Raw genomic sequence first — 14,609 nt, forward strand, 5'->3', positions numbered from 1 at the left:
ATGTTATGAATGAACGTATCAAACACAAATTAGAATTATTACCTGATAGTCCAGGATGTTATTTTCATAAGGATAAAAATGGTCAGATTATCTATGTTGGTAAGGCAAAAAATCTTCGTAATCGTGTCCGTTCTTATTTTAGAGGAAGTCATGATACCAAGACAGAAATGCTTGTGTCTGAAATTGAAGATTTTGAGTTTATAGTTACCAACTCAAACACGGAAGCCCTCCTTCTTGAAATCAATCTTATTCAAGAAAACAAGCCCAAATACAACATTCGCTTGAAAGATGACAAATCGTATCCTTTTATCAAGATAACTAATGAGGATTATCCTAGAATTGTTATTACGCGACAAGTCAAAAAAGATGGCGGTCGTTATTTTGGTCCATATCCAGATGCAGGGGCAGCCAATGATATCAAAAAAATGCTAGATCGTATTTTTCCTTTCAAAAAATGTACTAATCCACCAGAAAAAGTTTGTTTTTATTATCATTTAGGACAGTGTATGGCGCATACTGTTTGTCATGTTGATAAGGCATTTTTTATGGCTATGGCTAATGATGTGAAGCATTTTTTAAACGGACAAGATGATAAAATCGTTAATCAAATTAAGGAAAAAATGCAAACAGCTGCTGAAGCATTAGAATTTGAAAGAGCAGCAGAATATCGCAATCTCTTACAGGCAATAGCCACACTAAGAACCAAGCAACGAATCATGCATCAAGATATGATTGACCGTGATATCTTTGCTTATGCAATCGATAAGGGTTGGATGTGTGTACAAGTTTTCTTTGTCAGACAAGGAAAACTCATTGAAAGAGATGTCAATCTGTTTCCTTACTACAATGAGCCTGAGGAAGATTTTTTAACCTATATCGGTCAATTCTATCAAGAAAACAAACACTTAATGCCCAAGGAGATTTTTATCCCTCAAGATATCGATGAAACGATGGTTTCAGCTTTGGTTTCAAGTAAGGTTGTTAAACCTCTACGGGGTGAAAAGAAGCAGTTGGTTAATCTAGCGACAAAAAATGCTAGAATGAGTCTCCAACAAAAATTTGACCTCCTAGAAAAAGATTTAAAGAAAACCAAGGGAGCGATTGAAAACCTTGGAAAAAAACTAAATATTGCCACTCCTCATCATATTGAAGCCTTTGACAACTCCAATATTATGGGAACGAGTCCTGTTTCAGCCATGGTTGTTTTTATAGACGGTAAACCAAGTAAAAAAGACTACCGTAAGTATAAGATTAAAACAGTTGTGGGACCTGATGACTACGCATCGATGAGAGAAGTGATTAAAAGACGGTACAGTCGTTTAAAAAATGAAGGACTACCTCAGCCTGATTTAATTGTTGTCGATGGCGGACAAGGGCAGATGACAGTTGCCAAGGAGGTATTAAAGGAACTTGAACTAGCGATTCCAGTGGCAGGGTTGCAAAAAAATGATAAGCACCAAACCCATGAATTACTGTTTGGAGACCCGTTACAGGTGATTGATCTAAAGCGAAACTCTGAAGAATTTTTTCTTCTTCATCGTCTTCAAGACGAAGTTCACCGCTTTGCCATCACTTTTCATAGACAAGTCCGTAGTAAGAATTCTTTTTCTTCTAAATTGGATGGCATTGCTGGACTTGGACCTAAAAGAAAACAAAAACTGCTTAAAAGCTTTAAGAGTTTGACCAAGATAAAAGAAGCTAGTGTTGAAGAGATTGTTACACTTGGTATTCCTGAAAAAGTTGCAAAAACAGTCTTGGAAGTGTTACAAGAAGAGTCCGTTCAAAAATAGCTGACAGTTAACAAGAATCATTTAGTCGTTAGCTATTAATTTTATGTCATCAATGGCTGAAATCCTTTACAAAAAATGATAAAATATTATTATTAGAGCTTTTAGAAAGGAACTAACTATGAAATTTCTAGAACTGAACAAAAAACGTCATGCCACTCGCTCTTTCAACGACAAACCTGTCGATTTGAATGATGTGAGAACTGCTATCGAGATTGCCACTTTGGCACCAAGTGCTCTTAACATTCAACCTTGGAAGTTTGTTATTGTGAAAGAAAAGAAAAAAGAACTTGCTGATATCATGCTTGGTCGTAATGTCAAACAAATTGAGGAAGCACAATGTGCCATTGTCATTTTTAGTGATACTGATCTTCCTAAACGTGCCAGAAAGATTGCTCGTTTTGCGGTCAATAAAATTTCTGATGAACAGCTTGGTAATTATGCAACTGTTTATCCAAAAATGCTTGAGAAATATGATGAAAAAACAAAAGGAGAATTTTTATCCTTTAATATCGGTCTGGTTACTATGAATCTTGCCTTAGCCTTAACAGACCAAGGAATTGGTTCAAATATTTTAATGGGATTTGACAAATCAAAAGCTAATGACGTTTTGGGAATTGATCCAAGATTTAGACCTGAAATTGTCTTAAGTGTTGGCTATACCGATGAAAAACTAGAAGCTAATTTCCGTATACCTGTAAATGAATTAATTGAAAAAAGATAAGGAGAAATAATGACGGTAGATTTTAAACAAGAAGTAGCAAAACGTCGTGATGATATGATGAAAGATTTACTCGACTTACTAAGAATTAAGTCTGAGCGTGAAGATGATAAGGCAGATGCCACTCATCCTTTTGGACCAGGTCCTGTTAATGCCCTTAATCATTTTTTAAAAATGGCTGAGCGTGACGGCTATGCCACTAAAAACATTGACAATTATGCCGGTCAATTTGAATATGGTGATGGTGATGAGGTTTTAGGTATTTTTGCCCATCTCGATGTCGTGCCAGCTGGTAGTGATTGGGAAACAGACCCCTATGAACCAGTTATCAAAGACGGCAAACTCTATGCGCGTGGCTCTTCAGATGACAAAGGACCAACCATGGCGTGTTACTATGGTTTAAAAATCATCAAAGAATTAGGGCTTCCAGTCTCTAAAAAAGTTCGTTTTATCGTTGGTACTGATGAAGAGTCTGGTTGGGGAGATATGGATTATTATTTCAAACATAATGATCAAAAATTACCTGACTTTGGTTTTTCTCCAGATGCGGAATTTCCAATCATCAACGGTGAAAAAGGAAATATCACCGAATACCTTCATTTTTCAGGGAAGAATTCAGGAGATTTAGTGCTTCATAGCTTTAAAGGTGGTCTTCGTGAAAACATGGTTCCTGAGTCTGCTACAGCTATTATTTCTGGTAACTTGACACTTGCTGAAACAAAATCTGCTTTTGACAAATACGTAGCAGAAAATCCTGAAATTTCTGGTACAGTGACGGAAGAAGATGGTAAAATTGTCATCACTGTGATTGGTAAGTCTGCTCATGGGATGTCTCCTCAAGTAGGAATCAATGGAGCAACATACTTAGCAAGTTTCATCGCTAATTGTGATTTTGATGGACCTGCAAAAGCCTTCCTAACCTTGATTGGTAATATTCTCCATCAAGATTATTATGGCAAAAAAGTTGGCATAGCATACACTGATGACAAAATGGGTGAGTTAACCATGAATGCCGGTGTTTTCAAATTTGATGAAATGTCTGATGACAATACTATCGCTTTAAACATGCGTTACCCTCAAGGCACAACACCAGAAAAGATTAAAGCAGTGCTTGAAAAACTAGCAGGTGTTGAAAAGGTAACAGTGTCAGAACATGGTCATGTTCCCCACTACGTACCAATGGATGATCCATTAGTTGCAACTTTACTGAGTGTTTATGAAAAACACACTGGCTTAAAAGGGGAAGAAAAAATTATTGGTGGTGGTACCTTTGGACGCCTTCTAAAACGAGGTGTTGCCTATGGTGCTATGTTCCCAGGCTATGTCAATACCATGCATCAAGCCAATGAATTTACCGATGTAGAGGATTTATACAGAGCAGCAGCTATCTATGCTGAAGCCATTTATGAGCTTATCAAATAAAATATAATAAGATACACCTTGTTTGGTTTAATATCTTTGGGCCCTCTTTCTTTTTCAGTAAAAGAAGAGGGTTTTTTCTATCAAAAAAGAGATACCTTATAACAAAAGCATCTCTTTTTATGAGTATTATTATTTGCCTAAACAGAAATTACTAAAGAGCTGTGTTATCAGTTCATCGGGTGCTGCATCGCCAGTAATTTCACCAAGAATTTCCCAAGTTTTTGTCAAGTCAATTTGAAGTAAATCAACAGGCATTTGTAGTTCAAGTCCTTCGTTAACAGATTTTAAACTCTCAATAGCCTTTTCAATAAGGGAGATATGGCGAGAATTGGAGAGATAAGTTGCGTCTTTTTCAACAATACCTGCATTATCAAAGAAAATAGCATTGATCTTTTCTTCGATTTTATCAATGTTGGTATGTTCTAAAACAGATATTTTAATACTATCTTCTGGCAGTTTGTCTTCCTCAATTACTTGAGGCAAATCAGTCTTGTTAAGTAGGATAATACGATTACTGTTTTGACTGATTGCAAGCAATTCCTCATCTTGTTTGGTGAGTTTTTCTGAACTATTTAAGACTAAAAGCACCAAATCAGCTTCTTCAAGAGCTTTCTTAGAACGCTCAACACCAATTTTTTCAACGACATCATCAGTTTCACGAATACCAGCAGTGTCAATGAGTTTAAGTGGTACGCCATTAATATTGATATATTCTTCGATAACATCTCGCGTGGTTCCTTCTATATCAGTGACAATCGCCTTATCTTCTTTGAGAAGTGTATTAAGAAGACTTGATTTGCCAACGTTTGGTCGACCGATAATTGCCGTTGATAATCCTTCTCTCAAAATTTTGCCACGCTTTGCTGTTTTCAAAAGGTTACTCAACAAACGTTCAAACGCTTGTGTTTTTTCCTTAATAAGTGCTGTAGTCATCTCTTCAACATCATCATATTCTGGGTAGTCGATATTAACTTCTACTTGAGCGAGTGTGTTTAGGATTTCTTGTCTGGTATTGTTAATTAAAGTAGACAAAGACCCGTCTAATTGATTAACGGCTATAGACATGGCCTTATCCGTTTTAGCGCGAATAAGGTCCATGACAGCTTCAGCCTGAGTTAAGTCAACCCGTCCATTTAAAAAGGCACGTTTAGTAAATTCACCGGGTTCTGCCATACGAGCACCCTGACGTAAAACCAGTTGTAAAATTTCATTGGTGACAGCAATACCACCGTGAGTGTTGATTTCAATCACGTCTTCTCTGGTAAAGGTTTTTGGTGCTTTCATAACACCAACCATCACCTCATCAAGAATCTCATTGTTATCAGGGTCGAAAATATGACCATAATTTAAGGTGTGTGAGTTGACCTTACTCAAATCTTTGCCCTTAAAAATACGACTAGCAATCAAGACGGCATCTGTACCTGAAAGGCGTACGATACCAATAGCTCCCTCTCCTAGAGGAGTTGAAATAGCAGCAATGGTATCAAATTCTTTTGTAATCATAAAAACCTCAATCTTTTCATTCGTTTTTAAAAAAACTTATTGGACAAAAGTCCTTAGTTAACATTATATCACGTTAAGGAAAAAACTTAACAAAAGAGATTGTCATTCTAACAACTCACATAAAAAAGTCACTCTTTTGGAGTGGTAAAACCCTTTATACGAAAATAGCATGAAATATGATATAATTATTATTGATAAAACAATCTAGGAGTTATAATGGAAAATTTAAAACAATTAGTTGGTATTAAAGCTGCTGAATTTGTAAGAGATGGAATGATTGTTGGTCTTGGGACGGGTTCAACGGCAGCTTTTTTTGTGGAAGCACTTGGTCGTCGAGTAAAAGAAGAAGGTCTTGACATTGTTGCGGTGACAACATCTCACCGGACTGCAGATCAAGCCAAAGCACTTGGTATTCCTTTAAAATCAATTGACGATGTGACTCATGTTGATGTCACTGTTGATGGTGCAGATGAAGTTGATGATGACTTAAATGGTATTAAAGGTGGCGGTGCTGCACTTTTAATGGAAAAAATCGTTGCGAGCTACACCAAGCATTATATTTGGATTGTTGATGACTCTAAATTATCTCAAAAACTAGGCTCATTTAAAGTACCTGTTGAGGTTATTCCATACGGGATTAAACAACTCTTTCGTCAATTTGAAAAAGCTGGTTTCAAACCAACCTATCGCTATGACGAAAACGGCCAACTATTAGTGACTGATATGAAACATCATATTATTGACTTACATATTGATGTCATCCATGAGCCTGAAAAATTAGGGAAATTATTAGATGAAACCGTAGGCGTTGTTGAGCATGGTCTCTTCAACAATATGGTGGATACTGTTATTGTGGGATCATCAAAAGGTGTTTCCATCATTGAAAAAAAGAAATAAGGAGAAACAAATGGCAAAATATGATCGCATACATTTAATCGTTTTAGACTCAGTAGGTATTGGTTCTGCACCAGATGCTGATAAATTTTTCAACGTTGATACGCCAGATACCACGTCTGATACCTTAGGTCACATTTCTGAACAAGTTGGGCTAGATGTTCCAAATATGCAAAAAATTGGTCTTGGAAATATTCCAAGAGAAACACCACTTAAAACTGTTCCAAAAGAGGATAACCCTACTGGCTATGTCACTAAATTAGAAGAAGAGTCTCTTGGAAAAGACACACTAACTGGTCATTGGGAAATTATGGGGCTTAAAATCACAGAACCTTTCGATGTTTTTCCAGATGGTTTTCCAGAGGAAATACTTGAAAAAATTGAAGAATTTTCTGGTCGCAAGATTATCAGAGAAGCTAACAAACCTTATTCTGGGACACAAGTCATTGCTGATTTTGGTGAGCGTCAAATGAAAACAGGTGAGCTAATTGTCTACACATCTGCTGATCCAGTTCTTCAAATTGCAGCCCACGAAGACATTATTCCGATTGATGAATTGTATAGAATTTGTGAATTTGCTCGTTCTATCACTTTAGAGCGTCCATCACTTTTGGGTCGTATCATTGCAAGACCTTATGTTGGTGAGCCCGGTAACTTCACAAGAACAGCAAATCGTCATGATTATGCCACATCACCGTTTTCAGACACGGTTTTAAACCATCTACACGAAGCTGGTGTGCCTACCTACGCTATTGGCAAAATCAATGATATCTTTAATGGCTCAGGAATTTCTAATGATATGGGTCATAATCAATCTGATTCACACGGTGTTGACACGCTTATCAAAACACTTAACCTTGAAGAGTTTAAAACTGGTTTCTCATTTACCAACCTCGTTGATTTTGATGCCCAGTATGGTCATCGTCGTAACCCAGAAGGTTATCGTGATTGTTTAGAGTTATTTGATGGTCGCTTGCCTGAAATTATCGACAACATGAAAGAAAATGACTTGTTGATGATTAGTGCCGACCACGGTAATGATCCAACCTTTGTTGGAACAGATCATACACGTGAATATATTCCACTCTTGATTTTTAGTAAGAGTTTTAAAGGTGGAGGAGTCATTCCAGTTGGACATTTTGCTGATATTTCTGCGACTATTGCTGAAAACTTTGGCGTTTCAAAAGGAATGATAGGCGAAAGCTTTTTAAGTGAGTTAAACTAGTGAGTGACAAGAAACGTTCTCGTTAACAATAACAAAGGAGAAGAAATGTTATTAGATAAAATTAAAGAAACAACAGCCTTTTTAGAAGAAAAAGGCATGACAAAACCAGAATTTGGTTTAATTTTAGGCTCAGGTCTTGGTGATTTAGCAGATGACATCGATGAGGCGATTGTCGTTGATTATTCTGAAATCCCTAACTGGGGAGAATCAACTGTGGTTGGCCATGCTGGAAAGCTGGTATACGGTAAACTATCTGGGCGTTATGTTTTAGCCTTACAAGGACGTTTCCATTTTTATGAGGGAAATCCACTTGAAACAGTGACTTTTCCTGTCAGAATTATGAAGGCTCTCGGTTGTCAAGGTGTTATTGTGACCAATGCTGCAGGAGGTATTGGTTATGGTCCAGGAACATTAATGACTATCACAGATCATATTAACATGACTGGTGAAAATCCTTTGATTGGTCCTAATTTAGAAGAATTTGGACCACGTTTTCCAGATATGTCAGATGCCTATACTAAGGCTTATCGCGAGGTTGCTCACAAAGTTGCCAAAAATCTTGGTATGACGCTTGAAAATGGTGTTTATCTTGGTGTAGCAGGTCCAACTTACGAGACTCCGGCTGAAATTAGAGCTTACAAACTGATGGGTGCTCATGCCGTTGGTATGTCCACTGTACCTGAAGTTATTGTTGCTACGCACTCAGGATTAAAAGTTTTAGGTATTTCTGCCATCACTAATTATGCAGCAGGTTTCCAATCAGAACTAAATCATGATGAAGTAGTAGAAGTTACTACAAGAATTAAGGATCAGTTTAAAAATCTGATCAAATCAATACTAGTTGAATTATAAGGAGAAAACATGTCAATTCATATTTCAGCAAAACCAGGCGAAATCGCCGATAAAATTCTCTTACCGGGTGATCCTTTACGTGCTAAATTTATTGCCGAAAACTTTTTGGAAAATCCAGTTCTTTTTAACGAAGTAAGAGGAATGTTAGGCTATACGGGAACATACAAAGGACATCGCGTAAGTGTGATGGGTACAGGAATGGGAATGCCTTCTATTTCTATTTATGGTCATGAATTAATCACTCAATATGGTGTTAAACGTTTGATTCGTGTGGGTACAGCAGGCTCAACATCTAAAGATGTTCATGTTCGCGAACTGGTTTTAGCACAAGCTGCTGCGACAACTTCAGCCATTATTAGAAACGATTGGCCAGAGTTTGATTTTCCACAAATTGCTAACTTTAAATTGTTAGACAAGGCTTATCATATTGCTAAAGAATTAGGAATGACCACTCATGTAGGAAGTGTTTTATCTGCTGATCTCTTTTATTCTGATTTTTTTGATAAAATCATTAAACTTGGAAGTATGGGGATCAAAGCAGTTGAAATGGAAGCAGCCGCTCTTTATTATCTTGCTGCTAAACATCAAGTTGAAGCTCTTGGGATTATGACGATTTCTGATAATCTGACAAATCCAGAAGAAGACACAACAGCACAAGAACGTCAAACAACCTTTACTGACATGATGACTGTGGGACTTGAAACCCTCATTAGTGAATAATATGAAAAAATCTGAAAAAGGCCTACACTTTTTACTAGATGTTTATGATTACCAAAATGCGTTTAAAATGGCTAGTCTTATGGATGATTTTTCCAGTGATTGTCTCTACATTTTGGAAATGCTTAAAGAACGTAGGGAATTAAATATTGATTTTCTCTACAAGCATCATGATAAAAATCAATCGATTAAACAAAACTATGGTCTCAATCTTGTTAGTCATTCAAAGATTGAAGAGACAATTCTTAACTACATTTTAGATTTAGAAGCTAAAATCAAAAATGGCCGAATCATTGATTTTGTCAGAAGTGTTAGTCCTATTCTTTACCGTTTGTTTATTAGAGTCTTGTTGAAAGAAATTCCTGATTTATTTGATTATGTTGAAAATTCGAGGTCAGATCGCTATGATACTTGGCGGTTTGAAAAGATGAAAACGTCAAGTAATCAAACTATTCAAGCTTTTATTTCAAGAAGACGAGATTCCCGTGTCACATCAAGAAGTTTAGTTGACTTGATTTTAGTGTCTAATACGCCTGATGAGATCAAAGAAACGGTAGAACTACTCAGACAGTTTGAAAAATCAGTTAGAAATCCCTTATCACACCTGATAAGAGCTTTTGATGAAAAAGAATTACACAGAACTACTGGATTTTCTTCGAAACTCTTTCTTGAAAAAATTATTGATTTGGCTGAATATACTGGTTTAGAATACAACAGAAAAAAATTTTATTTTGATCAGATGAATCATTTTATTAAAAAGAAGTGGTTAACATAAAAAAGCAGTGGCTTCACTGCTTTTTTGTTTATTCAAATTTGACTTCTTCAATGAGGTAATCGATGAACCGTTCTCCCATTTTTGACAGTAATGCTTTTTGATGGGTAATATAGACAACGTTTATCTCATCTTCAACATCCAAAGGAATGGAGATAATGTTATCCCCGTTTAGGTTGCTATTTAAAACACCGGTAGCAATAGTATAGCCATCAAGACCGATTAAGAGATTAAAGAGAGTGGCACGATCACTAACGACGATAGATTTTTTATGTGTTAGTTGTGACATAATCTCTTCAGAAAAATAAAAGGAATTGTGGAGACCTTGATCATAGCTGAAATACGGAGAATCTTCTAAATCTTTCAAGCTTAAGATTGTTTTGTTAGCCAGAGGATGTGATTTACTGATAAAGACATGAGGCTGTGTTTTAAAGAGACTTGTTGCCGTCAAATGATTATCCTCAAACAGTTTAGTTAAGACATCCTGATTGTACTTGTTTAAAAACAAAACACCAATTTCACTACGAAAGTTTTTCACATCATCAATGATTTCCCAGGTTCTCGTTTCTCTAAGAAACAACTCATAACGCGTCATATCCGTTTTCTTTAATAGAGACACAAAAGCATTGACAACAAAAGCATAATGCTGTGAAGACACACTAAAAAGTTCTCGATTATTATTTGGAGATTTGTAACGTTCTTCAAGGAGAGCAGTCTGCTCGACAACCTGTCTAGCGTAAGAGAGAAATTCGACGCCATCTTTTGTCAGACGAATTCCTTTAGAATGTCTAAAAAAGATGGTTATTCCCATTTCTTTTTCTAAATCTCTAACAGCATTTGACAAACTAGGTTGAGTGATGTAAAGCTGTTTTGCAGCCTCATTCATGCTACCTGTTTCAACAATTTTTATAATGTAGTGTAGTTGTTGTATTCTCATAACTCTATTTTATCATAAATTAGAAAAGAAAAGAGTTTGTTACACTATCGTAAAAAAACTTGACATATGAAATAAAATTGCAAAATAACTGCAATTATGCTATAATGGGAAGGAAAATTATATGCTGCCGAGGTAAGAAAAATGTCTTATAGTTCTAGAAGAACTAAAAAAACGCCAACAAAGTCTTTTGATTATTTACAAACTATTAATATTGCACTATTAGCCATTTGTTCTCTACTAAGTGGGCTATTTATTTTTAATTTCTTTAAATATAATATTTTGAGCATTAGATTTATTAATGTCATTATCATTTCGAGCCTGATTTTATTTTTACTAATTAGTCTCTTTTTAATTGTCAAAAAAAAGGCAAAAGTTTTTACTCTATTTTTATTATTACTGTTATCAATCGCATCTGGTATAGGTTTATTTTTCACCAAATCAACGATTGATGTTTCTAATCGATTAAATGAAACGGCAAGCTATTCTGAAATCGAGATGAGTGTTGTTGTTCCAAAAGATAGCGACATTACTGATGTGACTCAGTTAGATAATGTTTTAGCACCTTTAAATAATGATAAGACTAATATCGAAGCATTGATTGATAATATTAAAACTGAGAAAAACAAGGTTTTGACGGTTGAAACAGTTGATTCTTATGCTGCAGCCTATGAAGCCCTTATGTCAGGCGAAAAACCGGCAATGATTATGAGTAATGCTTATGATAGTTTATTAGAAGTAAAACATACTAACTATGCGGAGAATCTTAAAACAATTTATACCTATAAGGTTGTTAAAAAAATTGAAAAGCCTGATAGTCATGTATCAAATACAGATTCTTTCAATATTTATATTAGTGGTATCGATACTTACGGTTCGATTTCTTCGGTATCACGTTCAGATGTTAATATTATTATGACGGTCAATCGAAAAACCAATAAAGTGTTACTCACCACAACTCCTAGAGATGCCTACGTACAAATTCCAGATGGCGGTAATAATCAATATGATAAATTAACCCATGCTGGTATTTATGGTGTTGAAGCTTCCATTCATACTCTCGAAAATCTTTACGATATTAAGATTGATTACTACGCTAGAATTAACTTTACCTCATTCTTAAAATTAATTGACCTTCTTGGTGGTATTGAAGTTGAAAATGATCAAGCATTCTCAGCAGGTTCCTATGACTTTCCAGTCGGTAAAATTCAAATGACTTCTGATATGGCTTTTGTTTTTGTCAGAGAACGTTATTCTCTTGAAAATGGTGATAAGGATCGTGGTAGAAATCAGACTAAGGTCATTGCAGCTATTATTGATAAATTAAGTTCTGTTAATGCTATTACTAATTATACGAATATTATCAATGGTATTGGTGATTCAATACAAACTGATATGCCTCTTGAAACAATGATGGGATTAGCAAATGATCAGTTAAGTACAAAAGGACACTATTCAGTTTTATCACAATCAGTTGATGGGACAGGCTCAACCGGTGAATTACCATCTTATGCGATGCCCTCAGCAAGCTTATATATGTTATCTCTTGATGAGAATAGCCTAGCAAATGCAAAATTGGCAATAAAAAACACGATGGAGGGCAATTAAATGATTGATGTGCATTCACATATCATCTTCGATGTTGATGATGGTCCCTCAACACTTGAAGAAAGTGTTTCACTGTTAAAGTTGGCATATTCACAAGGTGTTAGAAAAGTTGTTTCAACGTCTCATCGAAGAAAGGGTATGTTTGAAACACCTGAAGAAAAAATCGCTAAAAATTTTCAAATCGTTAAAGAAACGATGAAAGAAATTCGACCTAATCTAGAACTTTATTATGGTGGTGAACTATACTACTCTTTTGATGTTCAAAAAGGATTGGAAGAAAAAAGAATTCCCACAATGAACAATACGCGTTTTGCTCTCATTGAGTTTAGTTCTGGAACTCCTTGGAAAGAGATTCACTCGGCATTGTCCAATGTTCTTATGCTCGGGATAACGCCTCTAGTGGCACATATTGAACGCTATAATGCTCTTGAGTTCGATGAAAAAAGAGTTAAAGAAATTATCAATATGGGTTGCTATACACAAATCAACAGTTCAAATGTTTTGAAACCAAAGTTATTTGGTGACAAGTATAAAATTTATAAAAAGAGAGCCAAATTCTTCTTAGAAAAAGATTTGGTTCACTGTGTTGCAAGTGATATGCACAATACCGATGTGCGACCACCCTACATGAAAGAAGCCTATGCCCAAATCAAAAAAGATTATGGTAAAAAAAAGGCTGACGAGTTGTTTATTATCAATCCAGGTACATTATTAGAAGATGACTATATTTAGGAGGAAAAATGGAAAAGAAAGATAACGGTCAGATTGAAATTGATATTTTATTTCTGCTTAGAAAAATTTGGAGTAGAAAATTTTTAATTTTACTAGTGGCATCGCTGTTAGCGACGATAATGCTAGTGGTTAATATTTTCTTGATTAAACCAACATATACTTCAACAACACGCATCTATGTTGTTAATCAAAATGCTGATGCTAGTATTACAACACAGGATTTACAAGCTGGTGATTACTTGGTAAAAGACTATAAAGAAATCATCACATCAAGCAATGTCATGTCTACAGTGATTGAAAATGAAGGTTTAGATTATTCTATCGATACTCTTTCTAAAAAGATTACATTAGACATTCCTGCAAATACACGTATTATTTCTATTTCAGCAAGCGATCAAGATCCGCTTGAAGCTAGTCAATTAGCCAATACAGTTCGTGAAATTGCAGCTCAAAAAATTAAAGATGTTACTAAGGTTGAAGATGTGACAGTGTTAGAGGTAGCTAAACCATCAAACACACCATCATCTCCACAAATAAGACGTAATACTATGATGGCTTTCTTAGCTGGTGGTTTTTTGACAACAATGATTGTTTTAGCTGTTGAATTATTTGACGATCGTGTGAAGCGTCCAGAAGATATTGAAGAAGTTCTCGGGATGACCCTTCTTGGTGTTATACCCTCAGTTGATAAGTTGAAATAGGAGTCGTAAATGGCACAGTTAGAATTAGTAAGACAAAAAGCTTTATTAGTTAAAAAGACCGAAGAATACTATAACTCTATTCGTACAAACATTCAATTTAGTGGGAGTGATATCAAGACCATTGTTATTACATCCGTTCAACCTAATGAAGGAAAGAGTACCACATCTGTTAATTTAGCTATCTCAATGGCACGATCAGGCTATAAAACACTTTTGATTGATGCAGATACTAGAAACTCAGTTATGTCAGGAACATTTAAGGCGAAGTCAAAAGTACTTGGATTGACAAATTACTTGTCTGGTCATTGTGAATTATCAGAAATTATTTGTGATACTAATGTTGAAAACTTGATGGTTATTCCAGCGGGTCAAGTACCCCCTAATCCAACCAGTTTATTACAAAATAAACATTTTACACAATTAATTGAACTATCTCGTTCTGTCTATGATTATATTATTATTGACTCACCACCGATTGGACTTGTCATTGATGCCGCAATCATTGCTCAAAAGTGTGATGCCAGTATCATTGTGACAGAAGCAGGTTCTGTTAAACGACGTTTTGTTCAAAAAGCCAAAGATCAAATGGAACAAAGTGGTGCACAATTCCTAGGTGTTATTCTAAACAAAGTTGATTCAACTCTAGAGCAGTATGGGGCCTATGGTGCTTACGGCGATTATGGTAATCAATCTAGAAAATCTGAGAAGAAATCTTTACTTAAAAGAAGAAGTTAGAAACAA

14 protein-coding genes are annotated in these 14,609 nt (G+C 35.5%); 12 read left to right on the plus strand and 2 right to left on the minus strand.

Annotation, left to right across the window (positions count from 1 at the left end; genetic code table 11):
• Positions 1-5: 5 nt before the first annotated feature.
• From uvrC to pepV, 3 genes are all read left to right on the plus strand, one after another.
• Entirely contained in the window at positions 6-1,790 is a 1,785-nt protein-coding gene (gene uvrC / locus N7659_RS03505; RefSeq protein ID WP_263275839.1) for an excinuclease ABC subunit UvrC, read from the plus strand.
• A 118-nt stretch (positions 1,791-1,908) separates the two neighbouring features.
• Positions 1,909-2,511 (plus strand): nitroreductase family protein, encoded by a 603-nt coding sequence (locus N7659_RS03510; RefSeq protein WP_263275840.1) that lies wholly within the window; start codon positions 1,909-1,911, stop codon positions 2,509-2,511.
• Between the two features lie 57 nt (positions 2,512-2,568).
• On the plus strand, positions 2,569-3,930 hold the full coding sequence (pepV, locus tag N7659_RS03515) for a dipeptidase PepV (protein ID WP_411575296.1): 1,362 nt from the start codon (positions 2,569-2,571) through the stop codon (positions 3,928-3,930).
• A gap of 129 nt (positions 3,931-4,059) precedes the next feature.
• Here the strand turns inward: pepV and mnmE are convergent, their stop codons facing one another.
• Positions 4,060-5,433: a tRNA uridine-5-carboxymethylaminomethyl(34) synthesis GTPase MnmE gene (gene mnmE / locus N7659_RS03520; protein ID WP_263275842.1), complete on the minus strand. Its 1,374-nt coding sequence runs from the start codon at positions 5,431-5,433 to the stop codon at positions 4,060-4,062.
• Positions 5,434-5,649: 216 nt separating this feature from the next.
• On the opposite strand from mnmE, the gene rpiA reads away from it, so the two are divergent.
• The 5 genes from rpiA to N7659_RS03545 are packed head-to-tail and all read left to right on the plus strand — an operon-like array spanning position 5,650 to position 9,896.
• Entirely contained in the window at positions 5,650-6,330 is a 681-nt protein-coding gene (rpiA, locus tag N7659_RS03525) for a ribose-5-phosphate isomerase RpiA (RefSeq protein ID WP_263275843.1), read from the plus strand.
• A gap of 10 nt (positions 6,331-6,340) precedes the next feature.
• Complete coding sequence (locus N7659_RS03530; protein WP_263275844.1) at positions 6,341-7,552, plus strand: phosphopentomutase; 1,212 nt, start codon at positions 6,341-6,343, stop codon at positions 7,550-7,552.
• A gap of 45 nt (positions 7,553-7,597) precedes the next feature.
• Positions 7,598-8,404 carry a purine-nucleoside phosphorylase gene (locus N7659_RS03535; protein ID WP_199567251.1) on the plus strand — a complete coding sequence of 269 codons (807 nt, stop codon included), beginning with the start codon at positions 7,598-7,600 and terminating at the stop codon, positions 8,402-8,404.
• 9 nt (positions 8,405-8,413) lie between these two features.
• A complete protein-coding gene (deoD, locus tag N7659_RS03540) occupies positions 8,414-9,124 on the plus strand; it encodes a purine-nucleoside phosphorylase (RefSeq protein WP_263275845.1) in 711 nt (236 codons plus the stop codon).
• Between the two features lies 1 nt (position 9,125).
• Positions 9,126-9,896, plus strand: coding sequence for a LytR family transcriptional regulator (locus tag N7659_RS03545; protein WP_263275890.1), 771 nt, complete (start codon positions 9,126-9,128; stop codon positions 9,894-9,896).
• Positions 9,897-9,924: 28 nt separating this feature from the next.
• Here N7659_RS03545 and N7659_RS03550 read toward each other — a convergent pair whose 3' ends face one another.
• Entirely contained in the window at positions 9,925-10,830 is a 906-nt protein-coding gene (locus tag N7659_RS03550; RefSeq protein ID WP_263275846.1) for a LysR family transcriptional regulator, read from the minus strand.
• Positions 10,831-10,971: 141 nt separating this feature from the next.
• Here N7659_RS03550 and N7659_RS03555 point away from each other — a divergent pair, with 141 nt between their 5' ends.
• The 4 genes from N7659_RS03555 to N7659_RS03570 are packed head-to-tail and all read left to right on the plus strand — an operon-like array spanning position 10,972 to position 14,603.
• Positions 10,972-12,435 carry an LCP family protein gene (locus N7659_RS03555; RefSeq protein WP_263275847.1) on the plus strand — a complete coding sequence of 488 codons (1,464 nt, stop codon included), beginning with the start codon at positions 10,972-10,974 and terminating at the stop codon, positions 12,433-12,435.
• Positions 12,436-13,167: a capsular polysaccharide biosynthesis protein Cps4B gene (gene cps4B / locus N7659_RS03560; RefSeq protein WP_263275848.1), complete on the plus strand. Its 732-nt coding sequence runs from the start codon at positions 12,436-12,438 to the stop codon at positions 13,165-13,167.
• Positions 13,168-13,175: 8 nt separating this feature from the next.
• Positions 13,176-13,868, plus strand: coding sequence for a Wzz/FepE/Etk N-terminal domain-containing protein (locus tag N7659_RS03565; protein WP_263275849.1), 693 nt, complete (start codon positions 13,176-13,178; stop codon positions 13,866-13,868).
• Positions 13,869-13,877: 9 nt separating this feature from the next.
• On the plus strand, positions 13,878-14,603 hold the full coding sequence (locus N7659_RS03570) for a tyrosine-protein kinase (RefSeq protein WP_263275850.1): 726 nt from the start codon (positions 13,878-13,880) through the stop codon (positions 14,601-14,603).
• Positions 14,604-14,609: the final 6 nt, after the last annotated feature.

This window comes from Streptococcus sp. CSL10205-OR2 (assembly GCF_025660655.1).
In the GTDB taxonomy this organism is placed as follows: domain Bacteria; phylum Bacillota; class Bacilli; order Lactobacillales; family Streptococcaceae; genus Streptococcus.